The 20488-nt window shown below is 29.3% G+C and carries 23 protein-coding genes; 20 read left to right on the top strand and 3 right to left on the bottom strand.

Going from position 1 to position 20488, the window contains the following annotated elements; translation table 11 throughout:
• Positions 1-72 precede the first annotated feature (72 nt).
• From B5D41_RS10290 to B5D41_RS10270, 5 genes are all read left to right on the top strand, one after another.
• The gene (locus B5D41_RS10290; RefSeq protein WP_078810560.1) at positions 73-1956 is read left to right on the top strand and encodes a sensor domain-containing protein; all 1884 of its coding nucleotides are present in this window, start codon (positions 73-75) and stop codon (positions 1954-1956) included.
• Positions 1957-2230: 274 nt separating this feature from the next.
• Positions 2231-2425 carry a YwbE family protein gene (locus B5D41_RS10285; RefSeq protein WP_078810558.1) on the top strand — a complete coding sequence of 65 codons (195 nt, stop codon included), beginning with the start codon at positions 2231-2233 and terminating at the stop codon, positions 2423-2425.
• Between the two features lie 124 nt (positions 2426-2549).
• Positions 2550-3203: an alpha/beta fold hydrolase gene (locus B5D41_RS10280; protein WP_078810556.1), complete on the top strand. Its 654-nt coding sequence runs from the start codon at positions 2550-2552 to the stop codon at positions 3201-3203.
• A gap of 278 nt (positions 3204-3481) precedes the next feature.
• Positions 3482-4351 (top strand): hypothetical protein, encoded by an 870-nt coding sequence (locus tag B5D41_RS10275; RefSeq protein ID WP_078810555.1) that lies wholly within the window; start codon positions 3482-3484, stop codon positions 4349-4351.
• A gap of 114 nt (positions 4352-4465) precedes the next feature.
• The gene (locus B5D41_RS10270) at positions 4466-4852 is read left to right on the top strand and encodes a carbonic anhydrase (protein ID WP_327293084.1); all 387 of its coding nucleotides are present in this window, start codon (positions 4466-4468) and stop codon (positions 4850-4852) included.
• A gap of 48 nt (positions 4853-4900) precedes the next feature.
• Here the strand turns inward: B5D41_RS10270 and B5D41_RS10265 are convergent, their stop codons facing one another.
• Together B5D41_RS10265 and B5D41_RS10260 are read right to left on the bottom strand one after the other, a co-directional pair.
• Entirely contained in the window at positions 4901-5662 is a 762-nt protein-coding gene (locus B5D41_RS10265) for an ABC transporter permease (protein WP_078810553.1), read from the bottom strand.
• Entirely contained in the window at positions 5658-6578 is a 921-nt protein-coding gene (locus B5D41_RS10260) for an ABC transporter ATP-binding protein (protein ID WP_078810551.1), read from the bottom strand. The genes B5D41_RS10265 and B5D41_RS10260 overlap by 5 nt, the downstream gene beginning before the upstream one ends.
• Positions 6579-6872: 294 nt before the next feature.
• On the opposite strand from B5D41_RS10260, the gene B5D41_RS10255 reads away from it, so the two are divergent.
• Positions 6873-7616, top strand: a complete 744-nt coding sequence (locus B5D41_RS10255) for a DUF421 domain-containing protein (protein WP_078810550.1) — start codon at positions 6873-6875, stop codon at positions 7614-7616.
• A gap of 20 nt (positions 7617-7636) precedes the next feature.
• Here B5D41_RS10255 and B5D41_RS14300 read toward each other — a convergent pair whose 3' ends face one another.
• Positions 7637-7807 carry a hypothetical protein gene (locus tag B5D41_RS14300; protein WP_200806465.1) on the bottom strand — a complete coding sequence of 57 codons (171 nt, stop codon included), beginning with the start codon at positions 7805-7807 and terminating at the stop codon, positions 7637-7639.
• Between the two features lie 107 nt (positions 7808-7914).
• Between B5D41_RS14300 and B5D41_RS10250 the strand changes: the two genes are divergently transcribed.
• The 14 genes from B5D41_RS10250 (at position 7915) to B5D41_RS10185 (ending at position 20485) form a co-directional block, all read left to right on the top strand.
• The gene (locus B5D41_RS10250) at positions 7915-8664 is read left to right on the top strand and encodes a threonine/serine exporter family protein (protein ID WP_078810548.1); all 750 of its coding nucleotides are present in this window, start codon (positions 7915-7917) and stop codon (positions 8662-8664) included.
• A gap of 12 nt (positions 8665-8676) precedes the next feature.
• Entirely contained in the window at positions 8677-9102 is a 426-nt protein-coding gene (locus B5D41_RS10245; RefSeq protein ID WP_078810547.1) for a threonine/serine exporter family protein, read from the top strand.
• 189 nt (positions 9103-9291) lie between these two features.
• On the top strand, positions 9292-10935 hold the full coding sequence (locus B5D41_RS10240; protein ID WP_078810545.1) for a bifunctional aspartate transaminase/aspartate 4-decarboxylase: 1644 nt from the start codon (positions 9292-9294) through the stop codon (positions 10933-10935).
• 213 nt (positions 10936-11148) lie between these two features.
• Entirely contained in the window at positions 11149-12405 is a 1257-nt protein-coding gene (locus tag B5D41_RS10235; RefSeq protein WP_078810544.1) for an aspartate aminotransferase family protein, read from the top strand.
• Positions 12406-12417: 12 nt separating this feature from the next.
• Positions 12418-12876, top strand: a complete 459-nt coding sequence (locus tag B5D41_RS10230; RefSeq protein WP_078810542.1) for a type II toxin-antitoxin system RatA family toxin — start codon at positions 12418-12420, stop codon at positions 12874-12876.
• 84 nt (positions 12877-12960) lie between these two features.
• Positions 12961-14358, top strand: a complete 1398-nt coding sequence (gene trkA / locus B5D41_RS10225; RefSeq protein ID WP_078810541.1) for a Trk system potassium transporter TrkA — start codon at positions 12961-12963, stop codon at positions 14356-14358.
• Positions 14359-14370: 12 nt separating this feature from the next.
• Positions 14371-15810: a TrkH family potassium uptake protein gene (locus B5D41_RS10220; RefSeq protein WP_078810540.1), complete on the top strand. Its 1440-nt coding sequence runs from the start codon at positions 14371-14373 to the stop codon at positions 15808-15810.
• A gap of 190 nt (positions 15811-16000) precedes the next feature.
• Entirely contained in the window at positions 16001-16195 is a 195-nt protein-coding gene (locus B5D41_RS10215) for a hypothetical protein (RefSeq protein WP_078810539.1), read from the top strand.
• Positions 16196-16460: 265 nt separating this feature from the next.
• A complete protein-coding gene (locus tag B5D41_RS10210) occupies positions 16461-16742 on the top strand; it encodes an acylphosphatase (protein ID WP_078810538.1) in 282 nt (93 codons plus the stop codon).
• A gap of 156 nt (positions 16743-16898) precedes the next feature.
• The gene (pgsA, locus tag B5D41_RS10205; protein ID WP_078810537.1) at positions 16899-17417 is read left to right on the top strand and encodes a CDP-diacylglycerol--glycerol-3-phosphate 3-phosphatidyltransferase; all 519 of its coding nucleotides are present in this window, start codon (positions 16899-16901) and stop codon (positions 17415-17417) included.
• Positions 17418-17552: 135 nt separating this feature from the next.
• Positions 17553-18302: a winged helix-turn-helix domain-containing protein gene (locus B5D41_RS10200; RefSeq protein ID WP_078810536.1), complete on the top strand. Its 750-nt coding sequence runs from the start codon at positions 17553-17555 to the stop codon at positions 18300-18302.
• 99 nt (positions 18303-18401) lie between these two features.
• A complete protein-coding gene (locus B5D41_RS10195) occupies positions 18402-19091 on the top strand; it encodes a hypothetical protein (RefSeq protein WP_078810534.1) in 690 nt (229 codons plus the stop codon).
• A gap of 139 nt (positions 19092-19230) precedes the next feature.
• On the top strand, positions 19231-19569 hold the full coding sequence (locus tag B5D41_RS10190) for a winged helix-turn-helix domain-containing protein (RefSeq protein WP_078810532.1): 339 nt from the start codon (positions 19231-19233) through the stop codon (positions 19567-19569).
• A gap of 61 nt (positions 19570-19630) precedes the next feature.
• A complete protein-coding gene (locus B5D41_RS10185) occupies positions 19631-20485 on the top strand; it encodes an ABC transporter substrate-binding protein (RefSeq protein ID WP_234983934.1) in 855 nt (284 codons plus the stop codon).
• The last annotated feature ends 3 nt before the right edge of the window (positions 20486-20488 follow it).

Genomic DNA, 20488 nt, shown 5'->3' with positions numbered 1-20488 from the left:
AATTTAGGATAAAAATGAGGAATTGTATTCTGGGTTAGAAGATTTGATTTTAGAAAGGAGATACTTGAAGATATGAAGTATAAAGAATATAAACGAAGTATAATTAGTGCAGTAATTACTTTCATTTTAATAATAGGCTTTAATGTTGTTCATTATTTTATTGCTGAAGAAGTTGAATTGATGGAAATATTACTTGAAATAGGTTTTGGTGTTGTATTAGGTGTAATAATTTGGTGGGGTAGTCTGCAATATGATAAGTTCAAATTATCTTCTCAACGATTAAAAGATTATCAAAAACAGTTAGAACATATTCTTAATAATGTAGAAGCAATTATTTGGTCTATTGATTTAAAAGAAGATAAAGTCTTTATTTCCGAAGATTGTAAGGATAAATGTGGTCTTACATATCGTGCTTTTATAGATGCATCAGATTTTTGGAAAAAAATTATTCATCCTGATGATTTAGAATTAATTAATAAACAAAGTGATGAATTATTGTCAGGAGAAACAATTAATGTTGAACATCGCATAAAGGATTCTAATAGAGAAGTTCATTGGGTTAAGACTAGCATAACACCTAGTTTAGATTCAAATAATGAAATGTATAAACTTGATGGTATTATGGTAGATATAACGAAACGAAAGCAAATGGAAGAAAAGATTACCCATATGGCTTATCATGATTCATTAACTAACTTACCTAACCGGAACTTGTTAAATGAAGAACTTAATAAATTATTAAAAGAAGCTAAAAATAATCAGGAAAAATTAGCCATTATATTTCTTGATTTAGATCGTTTTAAATTAGTTAATGATACGATTGGACATGATGCTGGAGATCTAGTATTAAAAAAAGCAGCAAAAAGATTAATTGAATGTACACGTGAAGATGATATAGTAAGTAGATTTGGTGGCGATGAATTTGTTATTATAATGAAAGAAATTGAGAGAAAACAAGTTAAAAAGGTAGTTAATAGAATTATTCGTGAATTTTCTAAGCCACTTAATATAAATGAGTATGAAATAATTATAACTCCTAGTATTGGGATTAGTGTTTATCCAGAGGATGGCAATAATGTAGATGAACTAATTAGATACGCTGATATAGCAATGTATTCAAATAAGAATGAGAAAAAAGTTGACTATAAGTTTTATGACTCTAATTTAAATGTAATACTTTTACAAAAGGCTAAAATAGAAAATAGATTAAGAAATGCAATAGAGAATAATGAACTTAGACTTCATTATCAGCCACAAGTAAATTTAAATACAGGTGAAGTTATAGGAGTAGAAGCATTAATTCGTTGGCAGAATTCTGAATTAGGACATGTTTCTCCTGGAGAATTCATTCCAATAGCAGAAGAGTCGGGTCTTATTAAACCTATTGGCAAGTGGGTTCTACAGACTGCCTGTAAACAGAATAAAGCTTGGCAAGATGCTGGTCTACCTCCGATGAATATGTCAGTAAATGTTTCTAGGAGTCAACTTTTTAATAAAGGATTTCTAAATACTGTAAATCAAGTAATAGAAAGAACTCAGCTTGATCCTAAATATTTAGAATTAGAAATTACTGAAAGTAGTAGAAATGATATAGAAGAATTAATTTCTATGTTAAAGCAGTTAAAAGAGATAGGATTTAAGATAGCTTTAGATGATTTTGGAACTGGTTATTCATCATTAAGTATTTTGGATGATATTCCTCTAGATAATTTAAAGATTGATCGGAGTTTCATTCAAGATATTTCAAAAGATAAAAACAAAACAGCACTTGTAAAGAATATAATTAACATAGGTAATGATTTAAATCTTAATATAATTGCGGAAGGTATAGAAACTACAGAACAACATAACTTTTTAAAACAAAATAATTGTAATATTGGACAAGGGTATTTATTTGAACGGCCAGTGTCAGGTGAAAAGATAGAACAATTATTAAATGTTAATAAGGTAAGTTGATAATTACAATTATTAATAATCTTTCATTATAGCTGCTTCTTCACAAGGCATTCCATCTGCTTCATAAGAGATTCTTAAAATGTACAAAGAAATTGATCATTAGATCAATTTCTTTGTATTTTGACTTTAAACAGTATATAATAGTAATAGAATAACAGTCCATTCATGGCATTTGCAAATTTTGCAAAGTCTTATAATTATTATAGGATTTCATGAAGTTAATGGATAATGTTTAAATAATCTTTAATTTATTAAATGAAAGAAGGTGATTTATATGAATGGAAAGAAACGCAAAAATATAAAGTCTGGACTTAATGTTTCAGTTGTGCAAAAACAAGACCAACGTTCAGGGAAATTAACTGATGGTGTAGTTAAGGATATTTTGACTAACTCTGCTACTCATCCACATGGAATTAAGGTGCGTCTTGAGAGTGGAGTAGTTGGTAGAGTAAAATCTATTAATTCTTAAAAGTTAAGATTTTTAAAGAAGCCTTTGGATAAATTCAAAGGCTTTTTTTAATTGGATAATATTAGAGGAGTATGTTTGTTGAAATAGAATGTTAATTTTACACTTATAAATTAGGAGGTTACTAGTGAAGAAAAAAGTGGTTTTAGTACATGGCTATAATAAAAATCAAAAAGATATGTTAGTCTTAAAAGAAAATTTGGAAGAGCTAGGTTATGACGGAATTTTAGTTGACTTACCATTAACATTTAAAAGAATTAAATATTGTACTTCTATTTTTGAAAAGAAAGTGGACCAAATTATATATAATTTATGTGAAAATGAAAAAATTAGTCTTGTAGGCCATAGTACAGGTGGATTAGTAATAAGAAATTTTTTATCAAATATAAAATATAGAGATAAAATAGATAGATGCGTTTTAATAGCTACTCCAAATCAAGGAAGTCAATTGGCTAATATAGCTTCAAAATTATCTAATACATTTACTAATGTTTTTAAAACCTTAGATTCATTACATCCTGATAATGTTAAAGATTTAGGATTAAGAAGCTTAGATCCTATTGAAATAGGAGCAATTGCTGGCGACAAGAGTAATCTGATACTAGGAAAGCTATTACCAGAGGGAAATGATGGTAGAGTTCAAGTTAGTTCAGTTAAGTATGAAGGATTAAAAGATTTTATTGTTGTTTCGCATGGTCATAAAGATATTCATTATAATTTTAAAACAGCAGAATTAGTTGATTCATTTTTGAAAAAGGGAAAATTTGAAATTACTCTTTGAGTTAAATTACCTCTTTAAAAGTGTAGTTTGTTTCTATATTTTAACAGGTGATTAATATCTTCATGTAGTAATAATATAAATAAGAAGGGATCTTTAACTAAATTAGTAAAAGAAATTATTATTAAATTTCAACTATTAATTGTAGAAGTACACAAGGATTTTGTGTACTTTTTTATTTTAAAAGAATAATATTAAATAAAGTATTAGACTATATTAATAAAGAGAAAATTGTTAATATTATTTTATATTAGATTTAAAAGAAAGGAGGTTTAAAGTAAATGTCTGAAATTATTCCAATTAAAATGTTATATAAGTATCTTCATTTTTCTAAAGAACCTATTCAAGAATGGGATAATAGTACTGATTTATTAAAATTTCTTTATGAATTACATGATAAAGATGGTACAGTATTAATTGATAAAAGCACAAAAGTTAACACGAATTATAGAGATTATGGTAAGAAAGTTTATAACCGGGGAAAGAAGAGGCTTTTAGAGAGAATTGAGAAGTTAAAAGAGGTAGCAGAGAAGAATAATATTATGGTTACAGGAGGAAAAGAGAATCAAACTGGAATTATTAATTTTTTAGAAGATCCTATCTTTGGATGGGCAGGAAAATATATTGTAGCCTGGGATGGAATAACCGGAGAAGTATTAGCAGAAGATGCATTCTTTTCAATGACACATGTGCTTGAAGCAGAATCTGATCTTAAGTGTTCTATAGAATTAACAACTAATTTATATTATAAACAAGCCTGTCAGGTTTTAATAAATTTTTTAAAAGATCTTATTTTACCACTTTATTTTTGTGATAATATAGATGATTTTAAAGATTGGAAAGCAGGTGATTATAAAGTACCTCCAATGAAAGGGGAAGAAGGGATTTTGTCTAAATTAGTTAATGGAGGTGTTCTACCTAAGAAAACATCTGAGTATATTGAAGAACTTTATGATGCTTTATATGCTTATGTTGATGGAAGTGAACATTTTTTAATTAATAAAGGGTTACACTCAGATGATTGGCTAGGACATTCTTTTAAACAGGAAGTTTTCTATAAATGGTGTGGATTTATTGCTGAAACTATTTCCATAGGAATGCATTTAATGAGGTTAAATATTAATCAGTATAAAAATAGTGAAAGTATATAAAATTAATATAAAATAAAGTTTTGCAAATTCTGTATCTTTACAATATAATATAAGGAAAATACATATATCTAAGTTTAATTTAAATTTACTTAGAATTAGTCGAAAAGGAGTGGTATTATTAATAAATCAGAATTTATTACTGCAATTAATTGCATGGACGGGCGTGTGCAAGTCCCAGTAATTGAGTGGTTAAAGCAAGAATTTAATAGTAAGTATGTAGACATGATTACTGAACCAGGACCTAATTTAATCTTAGCAGAAAGTAGTCCTGAAACAAAAGTTAATTCTATTAAAGAACGAGTTGAGATTTCTGTTGAACAACATGGTTCTAACTTAATAGCAGTAGTTGGTCATTATGATTGTGCAGGAAATCTTGCTGAAAAAGAAGAACAGATTAAACATATAAAGAGTTCTATAGAGTTAGTTAAATCTTGGGGGTTTGAGGTTGATATTATAGGTTTGTGGGTTAATAAAGAGTGGCAAGTTCAGAAAGTAGCATAGAGTAAAATAATAAATTTTAATAAAAAAAGCAGACCAATTGGTCTGCTTTTAATCTTTAATCTTATATCCGATTTTGAATAGGTAAGTAGTAATTAATAAAAGAATTACAAATAAAGTACTTATAATTAATAATGAGAAAGATGGAGCAATATCTGATTGGTCGATAAATGAATATCTTACTACATCAACCATATAAAAGACCGGGTTAAATAATGAAACTTTACTCCAAATACCTGGTAATGATTTAACAGAATAAAAAACTCCACTTAAAAAAGTTAAAGGGGTAATAAAGAAGTTAGAAAAAATTGAAACATGGTCAAACTTTTCTGCCCACAGCCCGGCAATTAAGCCTAAAAGCGAGAAAGTTCCTGCAACTATTGTAGCAGTAAGCAATAAAAGCAGAGGATGAATAATTGTACCACCATAAAACAAGATAGAAACTAAATATATTGAAGTTCCTACTGCCAATCCTCTAGCGATTCCCCCAATCATCATTCCTAAACTTAGTTCAATATGAGAAAAAGGTGCTAATAATAACTCAACAATAGTTCCTTGATATTTAGAAACTATCAAAGAAGAAGAGGTATTAGCAAAAGAGTTTTGAATTATTCCCATAATCATTAAGCCTGGAACAATAAATTGAATATAAGGTACTGAATAACCTAAGACTTCTTTACTTCTAAATGAATATGAAAATATAATTAAGTAAAGTGAAGTAGAGATTAATGGTGCAAAGATAGTCTGAATTGACACTTTAATAAAACGCAATATTTCTTTTTTAACTAAAGTATAGAATGCAGTATAATTAATCTTTTTCCCCTCCTAAATTGGTTAATTTTAAGAAAACATCCTCTAGTCTAGCACTGGAGATATCCATATCTTTAATTTTTAAATCTGATTTATAGACTTGATTCATAAAATTAATTAAATTTTCTTTTGTTAATTCTATATTGATCTGCGGTGGTTCTTCGTTAATTTCATATTGATAATTATTTAAAAAGTTAGGTGCATTCGATATCTTGTTATCTAACTTCAGTTGTATAATCTTTTTATCAATAGAATTAATTAAATTTTCTTTGGTATCTACAGTTATCACATGACCTTTATCCATAATAGCTATTCTATCACAAAGTGCTTCGGCTTCCTCTAAATAATGAGTAGTTAAAATAATAGTCTTTCCTTCATTATTTAGCTTTTTAACATATTCCCACATACTATTTCTTAACTCTACATCAACTCCAGCAGTAGGCTCGTCCAAAACTATTATTTCCGGATCATGAACTAATGCTTTAGCAATCAGTAATCGTCTTTTCATTCCTCCAGATAAACTTCTAGCATAAGCGTTAGCCTTATCCTGAAGGCCTAATGCTGTTAATATTTCATCGATTCTTTCTTCATTATTTTTAATATTAAAGTATCCAGATTGTAACCTTAAAGATTCACGAGGATTAAAGTAAGGATCAATTACTACTTCTTGAGGTACTATTCCCAGTTTTTGTTTAGTAAATCTATAATTCTTAACCACATCTTTACCTAAGACCGTAATTGAGCCGGAATCTTTATGGGCTAAGCCAGCCATAATCTTAATTAAGGTACTTTTGCCAGCACCATTTGGTCCTAATAATCCGAAAAATTCTCCTTTCTTTATTTCTAAACTAACATTAGTCAGTGCTTGTACATCACCATAACTTTTACTAAGATTTTCTATTTTAATAGCTGTTGTCATTGAAGACTCCTTTCTAGTGGTTACTTATATTTTGCTAGAATCATTATAATACTTTTGGTATTAATAATCAAATCTAATTAATTTAAGATAATTTCACAATATTTAAATTAATTCTTTTTTAGAAAGAATATAAAGTATTACAAATCCAATTATTACAAATAGTATAGTTAATATACTTTGTAACGTTAAGCTCATAATTCATACCTCCCTTTAGTAATTTAGCTTTTTAATAATAGTGTTATCATTATTTGTGGACAATAATAGCATAATCAGGAAAGGGGAATTATGACTCTAATGAAAATTATTATTGAAATAATAATTCAAACAATATTAGCTTTCTTTTCTATTCTATTCTTTACTAGAATTTTAGGGAAACAACAAATTGCCCAATTAAGCTTTCATGATTATGTTAATGGTATCACCTTTGGTTCTATTGCTGCAACTATGACTACAGATTTTAATCAACGTACTTGGCATTACTTATTAGGACTGACCTTATTTGCTATTTTAACTTTTTTAATGGAATGGATTACACTTAAAAGTCGTAAAGCACGAAAAGTAATAGAAGGGGAACCGCTAATATTAGTTCATAATGGTAAAATATTAGAAGATAATATGAAAAAAGCCCGTTTTAATTTAAAAGAATTGAATTCTCAATTAAGAAGTAAAGATATATTCAATGTAGATCAGGTTCAATATGCCATCTTAGAAACAGATGGGAGTGTAAGTGTCATGCCTAAGCCAGAGTATAAATCGGTCACTGTTCAGGATATGGGTATAAGCTTTTCTCCAGAAGCTATACCTACTTCGGTTATTATTGAAGGTAAGTTAATTTTACCTAATCTTAAACAACATGGCCTAAGTCGAGCCTGGTTAAAAGAGCAGATTCAAACCCATGGAGTTAATGATCTTCAAGAGGTATTTACGGCAGCTTATGATCCTATTAAACAAAAACTATATATTGATCTTTATGAAGATGATTTAGGCAAAGATAAAGTTGATATTAGTGAAACATATAATACTAAGGATCAATCTTGATCCTTAGTATTAATTCATTCTTATTCTTTAGTTTTTTTAGCAGGAGTTAATTCTTTACTTATTTCTGTTAACTCTTTAGCCATTTCTCGTTGATAATCAATAGTCATCCATCCAAATAAAGCCGGCATACTTTGAGGTGGCGGTGCCCCCATTTCACGTTCTGGGTCATGATTAACATCTTTTTTAACCATAGGTTTATTCCTCCTTATAGTTTTTCATAGTATAACCCTTTAACTACTTTGTAATTCTACTATTCTGTGATATAATTATTTTTAAATGTTAAGAAAGGAGGATAGATATGGCACAGAAAAAAGTACTACTTTTAGTCAGTTTAATGGGAGAGACATTACTTAAGAATGGAGCAGAAACTTATCGAGTTGAAGAAACTGTAAGAAGGATAGGGAATGCCTATGATTTTGTTAAGACTGAAGTTTTTGCTCTACCAACAGGAATATTCATTTCATTAGAAGACCAAGCAGGAGATAGTTGGACTAGAATTAAAAGGATTAAATATCAGACTACTAACCTACAAAAGGTAGCATTAGTGAATAATCTTTCTCGGCAAATTACTGCTAAAAACCTTAATTTAGATCAAGCTTGGTTGAAGTTAGAAGAGATAAATCAATTTAAAACCAGTTATTCAGAAGTTACTTTTTATTTAGCTGCAGGAATAGGTAGTTTAACTTTTTCTTATCTAGTATATGGCTTGGGTTATGAATTAATCCCTACATTTTTAGGTGCGCTATTACTTGAGTTTTGGCTTAGAAGCAGTAATATTAATAAATTTATGTCTGAAGTAGTTGGAGGAGTAATAGCAGCAACAGTAGGTGTTAGTACTAGTTATTTTCTTCCTGCTTTAGATCCTAATGCAATCATTTTAGGAATCGTAATTTTATTAGTACCAGGAGTAGCAGTTACTAATGCTGCTAGAGATATTATTAATGGAGATGCTTTGTCTGGAATTGTAAGAGGTATGAATGCTTTGTTGACAGCATTAGCAATAGCATTAGGAGTAAGTTCAATTTTAGGAATTAATATTTTATTTTAAGAGGTGTAGAAAATGGTCATAAAGATTTTAAATGTATTTTTAGCTACAATTGCTTTTGGAATTATTTTTAAATTACCTAAAAAAGCATTATTTAATGCTGGATTGGCGGGTGTTTTAGGTTGGGCAGCATATAATTTTGCATTAGGTTATGCTGATAATCAAATATTTGCTAGCTTTATAGGAGTAGTAGTAATTACAATTATAGCTGAGGTTAGTGCTAGATTATTAAAAGAACCAGCCACTTTATTTATAGTAGCAGGGATTATTCCTTTAGTTCCTGGAAGTCAAGCATATTTTACGATGTTAAATTTAATTGAAAAAGATTATCAAGCTGCAATTGAGACAGGTATTGAGACTCTTTTAATTGCTGGAGCTATGTCTGCAGGTATAATCTTTGTAGGGATCTTGGTTACACTAAAAAATAAAGAGCTAGATTGACATTTCCCACCATTTTTTATTATTCCTTTCAAATTAGAAATCTAAAATTCAATACTTATTAAGAATCCCCCTAATTCTATAAATGATTTATTTCCTTTATTAAATTTGGTTATAATAACTTTAATTTAGGATTTATTATTAAGTCTGTATTAGCTAATATTATATCATATAGATAATTAGGGGGATTTTATGAATTTAAATAAAGAAGCTTTAGCTCCAGGACTCACTTATGAGCAAGAATTAGAGTATATGAAACTAAGTCCTTTTGAAGTGACGGGCATATTAAAAGATAAGGCTGAAAATGCATGTCAGCGACTTATATCTCAAGGAAAAGAATGTGAAGTTTTGAATGCAGGCAGAGGAAACCCCAACTTTTTGAATACAATAGGCAGAAAGGCTTTTGCTAAGTTAGTCTTATTTGCTACAGAAATGGCAGGTAAAGATACTAAAAAAAATTCTTTAGGATGGAGACCAAATAAGAGAAGAATAGCTGAAGAGTTAGATATTTATTTAAAAGAGGATGGGAGTGAAGAGGCACTTTTTTTAAAAGATGCAATTAATTATGCAGAATCTATCCTTGAGTTAAATCCTAATGATTTTGTATTTGAATTAACTGATGCTGCTTTAGGTGATTTCTATCCCGATCCTCCAATAATCTATCCTAATATTGGGAAGATAGTTGATAATTATCTTACAGATGTTATTATGCCTAATAATAGACCAGCTGGTGAATTTAGTCTATTTGCCACAGAAGGTGCTACGGAGGCTATGGTCTATTCGTTTAAATCATTAAAAGAAAATCATATTATTCATCCTGGAGACTGGATTGCTACGATTACACCTATCTTTGCTCCATATTTAGAAATTCCAGTTTTAGAGAGTTATAAATTAATTAATGTAAAGATTAAAGAAAGTGAAGATATGGAATGGCAGATTCCAAATAAAGAGCTTAAGAAGTTAGAAGATGAACGAATAAAGATCCTCTTTTTAGTTAATCCAACTAACCCAACATCAGTAGGAATTAGCCGTCAAACTATTAATAAGATAGCTGACTTAGTAAATACTAAACGGCAAGACTTAATTATTATTACAGATACAGTTTATGCTAATTTTGTAGATGATTTTTATTCTTTAGTTAGTGTAATACCCAAAAATACTTTATGTATTTATTCATATTCTAAATACTTTGGAGTGACCGGATGGCGATTAGGGGTTATTATGCTTTATGAGGGTAATGTAATTGACCGACTTATTGCTAACCACCCCGATGATATAAAACACAAGTTAAATGAACGATATGGTATAATCTCTACTGAACCAGAGAAGATTAAATTTATAGATCGTTTAGAAATGGATAGTCGAGATGTTGCTTTAGCACATACTGGTGGCTTGTCTGGACCTCAACAGGCTATTATGTGTATATTTTCATTATTTAATCTGATGGACTATGGTAGAGCATATGAGAATTCTATAAAAAAAATATTAGATGATCGTATTCAGACCTTATATACTTATTTTCCGGGAGGATATCAATATTTAAAAGGAAGTAATAAAACTCATTATTATTCATTGATTAATATCGTTACTTTGGCTAAAGAAAAGTATGGGAAAGACTTTTCTAAATATTTAACCGAAAAATTTGTAGCTCTCGATTTTATTACTAAATTAGCTTCCGAGAGGGCCATAATCTGTTTACCAGGAGCAGGATTTGCTGGACCTGAGTGGACATTACGTGTATCACTAGCTAATTTATGTAATCAAGATTATTTAAAAATTGGTAAAGCTATTATTGAAACTTTAGAAGATTATTATAAATATTATCAGAAGAATTAAATTTAAGATAATTTTTGCTATTGAAATTATTCTATTTAATCATTGAAAGTTGCACTCTTAAGTAAGTTATATAATTAACTTCAATTAATTATCATCTAAAAATAAAAATACTTTTTATGAGTTCAGCATAGTATATTATTAGCATATATTTTAAATAATAGTAATAATATGGTCTGTATATAATAAATTCAATAAAAGAAGGGGAGGTGCCTCATGGATTTAGCAACGCGTACTATTAATAATTATGAAGAATATTTAAATCCTGCTTTAGCTAGATTATTTAGGTTTATGGGTTTAGATGACATTGAAGTTGAAGCAGAAGGGATTAGAATTAAGGATTCCAATGGGAATGAGTATATTGATTGTTTAAGTGGATATGGCAGTCTTAACTTTGGACACAGTCCTCAGGAAATAGTAACTGCTGTAAAAGAACAACTAGACAAGATGTCTTTATCTAGTAAAGTACTTTTTAATCATCATTTAGCAGACTTTTCTGCTAAATTAGCAGAAATTACTCCAGGTGATTTACAATACTCTTTTGTCTGTAATAGTGGAACTGAAGCTGTCGAAGGAGCTTTAAAGTTAGCAAAATTATATACCAATAAAGCAGAGATTATTTCTACAGTTAACTCCTTTCATGGTAAGAGTATGGGTTCATTAAGTGCAACTGGTCGAAAACAATATAAAGAACCATTTAAGCCTTTAGTACCTAATTTTAAACATGTACCTTTTGGAGATTTAAAAGCATTAATTAAAGCAATTACCTCAGAAACAGCAGCAGTTATCATAGAACCGATTCAAGGAGAAGGTGGAATTGTACTACCACCTGCCGGATATTTACAAGGGGTTAGATCTCTTTGTGATCAAAAAAATATTTTAATGATTGTGGATGAAGTACAGACAGGATTAGGTAGAACCGGAACTAATTTTGCTGTAGAAGCTGAAGGTGTAGTTCCAGATATAATGGCTTTAGCCAAATCTCTAGGAGGAGGGGTAATGCCTGTAGGAGCTTTTATTGCTCGAACTAAGGTCTGGGAACCATTTTTAGAAGCACCTTTAATTCATACTTCAACTTTTGGTGGTAATCCGCTAGCAGCTGTAGCTGGTAAGAAAGCTTTAGAAATTTTGGAAAGAGATAATTTAGCTTTAAAAGCCAAAGAGATGGGAGAATTATTTTTAAATAAATTAAAAAGTTTACAAGTTCAGTACCCAGAATTAATCAAAGACGTTAGAGGTAGAGGGTTAATGATTGGAATTGAATTAATGAATGAAGGTATTGGTGGGATGTTAATTTCTGAATTGACTAATCGTCATTTGCTAGCAGCCTATACTCTTAATCAACCACGAGTAATTAGAATTGAACCACCACTGATTATTACTTCAGAAGATATAGAAGAAATAATGGATATCTTTAATGATGCCTTTGCAGCAGTTGCTGCTTTAAATTCTGTTGGTGAAAGTATAAGTTAGGAGGAAGATAAAATGCCTTATGTAGAAAGTTCAATCTTAATTAATGGATCAGTTGAAGAGGTTTATGAAATAGCTAAAGAGATGGAAAGATACCCGCAATTTATGGAAGATGTAATTAGTGTAGATGTAATTAATAGAGAGGAGAATACCACGATTACAGCTTGGGTAACCGATATTGATGGGAAAAAGATAGTTTGGAAAGAAAGAGATATATTTGATTTTGATAATAAGGTTATTCATTATGAGCAGATTGAAGGTGATCTTAAGGAATTTACCGGTGAATGGAGATTTACACCAATAAATGATGCTACAAAAGTGGTATTGACTGTTGATTTTGAATTTGGAATTCCTATGATAGCACCACTTTTGAACCCTGTATTAAAGAAAAAAGTTATCTCTAATTCTGAAGCTATGTTATCTGCAATTAAAAGTGAAATAGAAAGAGAAGATCCTACTACTAAATGTTCCTAATTATATTTAAATAATTATCTATGTTATTATTTACACATCTAAAACATAGGTTGTTAGTAGGATAGATTTAAAGGAGCAGATGTGATGAAATCTATGGTGTCAAAATTAAAGAGAGTTAAGAAAAATCTAACTTCGTCACCTAATCATCAGGCTATTATCTATGGAGCTAATGAAATAGGCTTCCAATTAGCTGAACAGTTAACTAAGTTAGATAGAGATGTAGTAATTATTGATGAAGATAATCAAATGTTAAAACGAATTCAAGAAAAGATAGATGTAATGACTTTAGTAGGTAGTGGGGTAAATATAGAGACATTAAATCAGGCCGGTATTAATAAGACAGAATTAATATTAGCAGTTTCTAATAATGATGACAAGAATATATTAACATCAATTTATGCTAAACGATTAGGAGTAGATAGAATCATTACTAAAGTTAATAATTATGATTATTTAACCGATAACAAAGCTTTAACTATAGATGATCTAGGGATAGATTTAATAGTAAACCCTTGTCAAATAGTAGTAGAGCAGATTATGGATTTAATTAAGCCTACAATGAAGACAGGAATAGAGAGCTTTGTCGGTGGGAAGGTTCAACTTTCTGAGGTTACAGTTTCTCACCGCAGTCCTCTGGCTTTTAATCTTATTTCTCAAGTAGAATTACCCACTAATGCCTTAATTATCTGTATTTTGCGGAGGAATAGATTATTTATTCCTCATGGTGAACATAAGATTTATCCTGGTGACACTGTTTATATTCTAGGTAAAAAAGGATTTAGAACTAAGTTAGGTCAACTATTAAGCAAGCCTCAGAATGAAAAAGAAAAGATAGTATTAACTGGAGGAAGTGATGTGAATTATCATTTGGCAACTTCTTTTAAGCCCAAACATGCTATTTTGACTTTAATAGAAGAGGATGAAACTAGGTGTGAAGAATTAGCAGAAGAATTATCAGATGTTTTAATCTTAAATGGGAAGCCTATAAATCTAGACTTGCTTAAAGAAGAAGGTATAGATCAAGCTGACTTTTTTGTGGCAGCTGGTAATAAAGATGAAGAGAATTTATTGACAGGTTTAGTAGCTAAGGAATTAGGAAGCAAGAATGTAATTACTATTGTCAATAGTTTGGAGTATAGTTATTTTAGTGAAATTGTTAATGTTGATACGATTCTTAGTCCGCAAATTTTAGTTTTAGAACGAATTTTGGATTTTTTGCATCAAGGACAAGTCAGTACTGATAATATTTTAAATGGACAGATGCGTTTATTAAAGATTGAAGTTCCTAATAAAATTGCTAAAAAGGGTGTTAAAGTGAAAAAATTGCATAAATCATCGGATTTAATAATTGGAGTAATCAAGAGAGGTAAAGAATTAATCATTCCTGATGGTCAAACAGAATTAAAAGTTAAAGACAAATTATTGATTTTTACTTTAGCAGCGAAGAGCAATATCAAACGTGAGTTATTTGGTGATTATTAAGGAGCGAATAATATGAGGCTTAAGATTGTCTTTAATATATTAGGTAAATTACTTATATTCGTTGGTTTAGCTATGGTGCTACCGTTATTGGTAGCATTATTTTATAGGGAAATTGATGTTTTATCTTTTGTGGTTTCTATGGGGTTAACCATAAGTATAGGTAAGATTATGCAGAAGTTCTCTTTTTCTCAGCAAGAGATTAGACATAGAGAAGGGTTTGCTATAGTTACCTTAGGCTGGATTTTAATTTCGATTTTTGGTGCTATTCCTTTTATGCTATCAGGAATCTTCGATAATTTTGTTGATGCTTTCTTTGAAAGTGTTAGTGGCTTTACTACTACAGGTGCAACAGTTATTATGTCATTAGAAAGCTTATCTCATAGTATTCTTTTTTGGCGGAGTTTAAGTCATTGGTTAGGTGGAATGGGGATTATCGTGATGTCCATTGCCATCTTACCTGAATTAGCAGGTTCGATGCAATTATTTAAAGCTGAAGTTCCAGGGCCTGTTCATGATAGATTAAGACCGAGGATTAAAGAGACGGCAAAGACTCTATGGGTGATCTATTTATTATTAACAGTTATTCAAATTTTACTCTTATGGCTAAATGAAATGCCAATCTTTGATGCTGTAATTCATGCTTTTGGTACAGTCTCTACTGGTGGTTTTTCCTCTCGTACTTTAAGCGTTAGGGCATATGATAGTTTGATTATTGAAGGGATTATGGTTGCCTTTATGTTTTTAGCTGGGACTAATTTCACTTTACATTATCAAGTTTTACGAGGAAATATTAAAGCTTTGTTTAATAATAAAGAATTTAGATTTTATCTCTTTTTAGTCAGTACAGCAATTATTCTAATTACTATTAATCTACGATTACAAGTCTATAAGAGTTTAATTGAATCTATTAGATATGCTGCATTTCAAACATTGTCTATCATTAGCACGGCTGGATTTGCTACAGTCGACTATGACATCTGGCCGCCATTTTCTCGGGGGATATTATTAGTATTAATGTTTATCGGTGGTTCAGCCGGTTCAACAGCAGGTGGAATTAAGGTAATAAGAATCTATGCATTAATGAAGAAAGGATTTCAAGAATTATATAAATTAATACACCCTCGGGCAGTGACTTCATTAAAAATAGGTAATAGGGCGGTTTCTGAAGAGGTTTCTACTAGCATTTTAGGATTCTTCTTTTTATATATTATAGTTTTTGTAGTAGCAGCTATCACTTTAACTTCATTTGGAATAGATATAGTAAGTTCAGTTTCAGCAGTAGCAGCTACATTAGGCAATATTGGACCAGGATTAGGCTTAATTGGTCCCTTGAAAACTTATATTTCTCTTCCTGTAACTGGTAAGTTACTTTTATCTTTTTGTATGTTATTAGGGAGATTAGAGATTTATACTGTTTTGGTATTTATGTTATCAGGATTTTGGAGGAAGTAGTTAAGGATATCTGTCCATAATTCATTGATATATTTAATTTTTTCTAAATTAAGAAGGAAAATAATTATTTTAGATGAAATATATTATAAAGAAAGTATGATATATCTATTTACATTTAATGTAATTTATTGTATAATATGTATTAAGGATACATAGAGGGGTTAATAAAAGGATGAAAGGTGATTTGTAGATGGAAGATAAAAAGACATTTGTAGAGATAGTTTCTGTTTTAGAAGAATTAAAGATTTTACATGACCAATCTAGTAATGATAAATGTAAGCATTTTATTAAATTAAAGTTACAAGAAGTTTATTATAAAGCATCAAGGAATAATATGAATAAATTAGCAGAAGCTAGTAATGAAATCTATCAAATAATTAATTAAAGTTTAATAAGTATAGATTGGATTAAACAGAAATAAAATATAAAGACCTACCGGTTTAAACTGGTAGGTCTTTATATTTTTGGATCTATTATATTTTTTGTAAAATAAGCAGGAAAAAAGGTTAATTTTATAGAAGTTCATTTAAAGGATGCTAATTTTAGGTGTTAGCTTTTAATTATTAAAAGTGCACTTTATGGGAATAATAAACTTAGGCACCTTAATATTGAAAAGTGTTGAATATTATTTTGAAAGGTGGTAATTAAATATGTCGGATAAAAGCGCAGTTAGAGTTACAATACAAGGAAGAGTACAAGGGGTAGGATATAGAACCTTTGCTCATCAAAAATCAACTCAATTAGGTCTTACAGGTTACATAAGAAATTTAGGAGGTAATGAAGTTGAAGTAGTTGCAGAAGGTGAAGAAGGTTCATTAGAACAATTAATTGATTTTTTAGAAGTAGGACCTACTAGAGCTGAAATTGAAGAAGTAGATACAGAATGGATTGATTATACTGGTGACCATATAAGATTTGCTATTAAATATTAGTTATTAATTTAAAGAAGGATTCTAATCTTTCATCTAGAATTAATATAAAGGTTAATTGATAATAAGTTTATAAGTATATATTTTTAATATATAAATATATATATTAATGAATGAAGGTAAAATTAGTGAAGGTGAAAGAGGCAGGAGGAATTACAAATGAATATAGCTAATAGGTTGACTTTTAGCAGAATTTTAATAATTCCCATATTCCTATTTGCTTTTTTTGTGCAATTTAAATATCATTTATTGGTAGCTGCAATCATATTTTTTTTATCAGGGCTAACAGACCTTTTTGATGGATATATAGCTAGGACTTATAATCAGGTTTCAGAATTAGGAAAATTGTTAGACCCTTTAGCTGATAAATTAACGATGATTACAGTATTTGTTGCATTAGCTATAAATAATTTGATTCCAACGTGGGTTTTAGTTATAGTTCTTGCTAGAGAAGGGATTATTCTACTTGGGGCTATGTTAGTTTATTCCAATAAAGCTGATATAATCAATCCAAGTAAGTTTGGTAAATATGCTACATTTTCTCTTTATGTAACAGCTTTTGCTTATATAATTAAATGGAAAATGTTTCAGTATTTTTCTTTTTTGGCTATACCATTAACTTTAATTTCAGGGATAGATTACTGTATTAAAGCATATAATAACTTGTTGAATGGATAGATTTAAAAATCTATCCATTTTTTTATGTTTTCTCCTCCAATAAATGTAATTATTTCAAAAAAATGAAGGTAAAATATAATGATGACCAGAAATAAGTAATATAAAATAATTTAAAATTTATTTGGAGGTGTAATTATGTCTGAAGCTTATGATTTAACAAAAGTGATGACAATTTCTGATATGGCTTATGCTATTTTATCTCAAAATGCGGCCCCATTACATTATAAAGAAATATATGAGGAAATAAGTAAGGTAAAGAAAGTTAAGAATCCGGGGTCTGTTCAATCTTGTATTTATGCTCACAATCTATTTATTCGAATGGGAGATGGTTATTGGGGCTTAATGGAATGGTTATTAAATGGATTAACATTTATTTATTCTCTAAGTCCTTTAGAATATGAGAGAAGAGTATTAAATGTTAATTACGATCATGAATTATATTTTCCAGGATATATCCAAGAAAAAAGATTAATCTTTAATATTAAAGGTAGGGAGTATGAGTGTTCACGAAAAGATAAAAGAACTTTTATTATGAAAAAACTTTATAATAATGAAATGATTAGGCCTCGTGATAGAATGATAATTAAAATTTTAGATGTTAATAATTTCAAATATGAAATAGTTGATGTTAAAAAACAAGGATTTGAGTTAAATTTAGTAGATCATAATAAAAAGATTAGAGACTTAGCATTTAAGGTTTTAAAAGAAGAAAGAAGAATTATGAGTAGCACAAGAATATTAGAAAACATATTAACTAAAGATTTAAAAGTAAAAGATTTAAAGAATAAGTCTAATTTAGGGCCGATTTTACCTCTATCAGAAGGTTTAAGTGATGATAATAGATTCAAGGAGAAATTACCTGGAATGTTTACATTGAATTTATAATCTTTTATTAGTGAATTGAAGGACTTCTATTACTAGTAGAGAATAACACTAAATAGTGAATAGTTTAGTAAAATTATTAGATTTTAAGGAGGAAAAAGCTTGAATTGCAAATGTAGAGTAGATTTAAGCGAATTGAATTTGCGATTTGCTTATCTAGATAAGCTTAATTTTACTAAAGACTTAATAATTGATTTATTACCACAGGATGAAGAAGTTAATTCAAGAATGAAGTCCTTAAATTCAACATTAGAAGAATTAATTCAATTATTAACAAAGTTACAGGATAATTCTCAAAAACTTTCAGAAGTATATCGATTTATTGAAAATGGAGATGATATCTTAGAATTCATATATTCCGTAGAAGAGGATGAAATTTATTTAAAGATTAAAGAGAGATTTGATTTAAATCCTGATTATTCTTGGCATTTATTTAATAGAATTTATGATAAGTTAAATAAGGTTTCTCAAAAGATAGATTATCTATCTGAAGTTACTAGTAGTGATGTTTCTGATATTCAAAAGTTATTAATGCAGATTGCAATTATATTTAATAATAATAATTTAAATGAAGACCAGCAAAGAGATAGGTATTTAATCAGACATTTGAATGCGGTTTATCACTGTTTAAGAGGGGATTTTAATGAATCTCTATATGTAAAAGGATATGTTGAAGCGGAGTGGAATATATTAAAAAAAGCTAAGAATGAGTATCAAAAGGCTTTAGAACTTGATGATAATTTAGTTAAGGCTAAGGAAAAATTATCAGAGATTGAGAAAAATATTGTTTAGATTTATAATATATAATTAAATTGTTATTCCATCTCTTCCAATTAATTAATAAAATTGGAAGGGATTTTTTATTTTTTGTAGAAATAATGTTATGTCATGGTAGACATAACGATTCCTTTATAGGAGGTGGTAAATAAATTTGGAACCTAAAATAAAGTTATGGTTAGAAGTAGATGATGAAATAGTCTTTGGAATTGGCAGATTAATTTTATTAGAAAAGATTGATAGATTAGGTTCAATTAATAAAGCAGCCAACGAGTTAAATATGTCTTATCGTGCTGCCTGGGGTAAGATTAAAGCTAGTGAAGAAAGATTAGGCTTTAAGTTAGTGGAGACTAAAGTAGGAGGAAGTAAAGGTGGAGGCACTGAATTAACTTCAAAGGCTAAAAAGGTTATGAAAAAGTATCAGGAGTACGAAGAATTAATTAATCAGAAGGTTCAGAAAATATTTAAAAATAAGTTTACTGATCTATTTTAAGGTTAAGTTTTGTAGTCATTATGTCTAAAAAAACATAACGAAATTTAGGAGGAGATTAATAGTGAATAGATTATTTAGTAATTATAAAAAATGGTCATTTGTCTTAATGTTGTTGGTATTATTTAGTAGCGTTGCAGTTGGAAATGTACAAGCTAAAGAGGACAGTAGACTCATCTTAGCAACAACTACTAGTACAGAAAATTCTGGGTTATTAAATGAGTTGTTACCGCCATTTGAAAAGCAGTTTGATGTTAGAGTAGATGTAGTCTCTGTGGGAACTGGAAAGGCTATTAGATTAGCTGAAAATGGAGATGCTGATATTATTTTAGTCCATGCCAAAAAAGCAGAGAATAAGTTTGTTAATGAAGGTTATGGGGTGAATCGTCGTGATGTAATGTATAATGACTTTGTTATTCTTGGACCTAAAGATGATCCAGCTGGAGTTAAAGGTATGAAAGATGTTACTAAGGCATTCCAAAAGATATCTAATAGTAATTCCCGCTTTGTATCTAGAGGAGATGACTCAGGTACTAATAAAAAAGAGTTATCAATATGGAAGAAAGCAGGAATTCAGTCAAGAGGAAGATGGTATTTTGAAACAGGACAGGGAATGGGTGCAAGTTTAAATATAGCAAACGAAAAGAGGGCATATGTTTTAACAGACCGTGGAACGTACTTAGCTTATAAAGGGAAGTTAGATTTGAAGATTATGGTAGAAGGAGATTCGTTATTATATAACCCTTATGGAATCATTCCAGTTAATCCAGGGAAATATCCACATGTTAATTATCAAGATGCCATGGCTTTAGTTGGTTACATAACTTCACAACAAGGTCAACGTATTATCAAAAATTATATTAAGTTTGGTAAACGTTTATTTAATCCATCAGCTATAAAACCAGTTAATATTAAATAATCT

Origin of the sequence: Selenihalanaerobacter shriftii (assembly GCF_900167185.1) — a bacterium.
GTDB lineage: Bacteria > Bacillota > Halanaerobiia > Halobacteroidales > Acetohalobiaceae > Selenihalanaerobacter > Selenihalanaerobacter shriftii.
Note: the sequence above shows the minus strand (reverse complement) of the source record. Positions and strands in the feature narration are given on the sequence as shown.

What these genes read in the sequence shown, in the direction of transcription:
- B5D41_RS14300 (WP_200806465.1), bottom strand. Translation starts at nt 7,807, where the DNA reads ATGGTTAAAAAAGATGTTAATCATGACCCAGAACGTGAAATGGGGGCA.
- B5D41_RS10290 (WP_078810560.1), top strand. Translation starts at nt 73, where the DNA reads ATGAAGTATAAAGAATATAAACGAAGTATAATTAGTGCAGTAATTACT.
- trkA (WP_078810541.1), top strand. Translation starts at nt 12,961, where the DNA reads ATGAAATCTATGGTGTCAAAATTAAAGAGAGTTAAGAAAAATCTAACT.
- B5D41_RS10220 (WP_078810540.1), top strand. Translation starts at nt 14,371, where the DNA reads ATGAGGCTTAAGATTGTCTTTAATATATTAGGTAAATTACTTATATTC.
- B5D41_RS10200 (WP_078810536.1), top strand. Translation starts at nt 17,553, where the DNA reads ATGTCTGAAGCTTATGATTTAACAAAAGTGATGACAATTTCTGATATG.
- B5D41_RS10245 (WP_078810547.1), top strand. Translation starts at nt 8,677, where the DNA reads ATGGTCATAAAGATTTTAAATGTATTTTTAGCTACAATTGCTTTTGGA.
- B5D41_RS10260 (WP_078810551.1), bottom strand. Translation starts at nt 6,578, where the DNA reads ATGACAACAGCTATTAAAATAGAAAATCTTAGTAAAAGTTATGGTGAT.
- B5D41_RS10285 (WP_078810558.1), top strand. Translation starts at nt 2,231, where the DNA reads ATGAATGGAAAGAAACGCAAAAATATAAAGTCTGGACTTAATGTTTCA.
- pgsA (WP_078810537.1), top strand. Translation starts at nt 16,899, where the DNA reads ATGAATATAGCTAATAGGTTGACTTTTAGCAGAATTTTAATAATTCCC.
- B5D41_RS10210 (WP_078810538.1), top strand. Translation starts at nt 16,461, where the DNA reads ATGTCGGATAAAAGCGCAGTTAGAGTTACAATACAAGGAAGAGTACAA.
- B5D41_RS10230 (WP_078810542.1), top strand. Translation starts at nt 12,418, where the DNA reads ATGCCTTATGTAGAAAGTTCAATCTTAATTAATGGATCAGTTGAAGAG.
- B5D41_RS10275 (WP_078810555.1), top strand. Translation starts at nt 3,482, where the DNA reads ATGTCTGAAATTATTCCAATTAAAATGTTATATAAGTATCTTCATTTT.
- B5D41_RS10255 (WP_078810550.1), top strand. Translation starts at nt 6,873, where the DNA reads ATGAAAATTATTATTGAAATAATAATTCAAACAATATTAGCTTTCTTT.
- B5D41_RS10240 (WP_078810545.1), top strand. Translation starts at nt 9,292, where the DNA reads ATGAATTTAAATAAAGAAGCTTTAGCTCCAGGACTCACTTATGAGCAA.
- B5D41_RS10250 (WP_078810548.1), top strand. Translation starts at nt 7,915, where the DNA reads ATGGCACAGAAAAAAGTACTACTTTTAGTCAGTTTAATGGGAGAGACA.
- B5D41_RS10215 (WP_078810539.1), top strand. Translation starts at nt 16,001, where the DNA reads ATGGAAGATAAAAAGACATTTGTAGAGATAGTTTCTGTTTTAGAAGAA.
- B5D41_RS10235 (WP_078810544.1), top strand. Translation starts at nt 11,149, where the DNA reads ATGGATTTAGCAACGCGTACTATTAATAATTATGAAGAATATTTAAAT.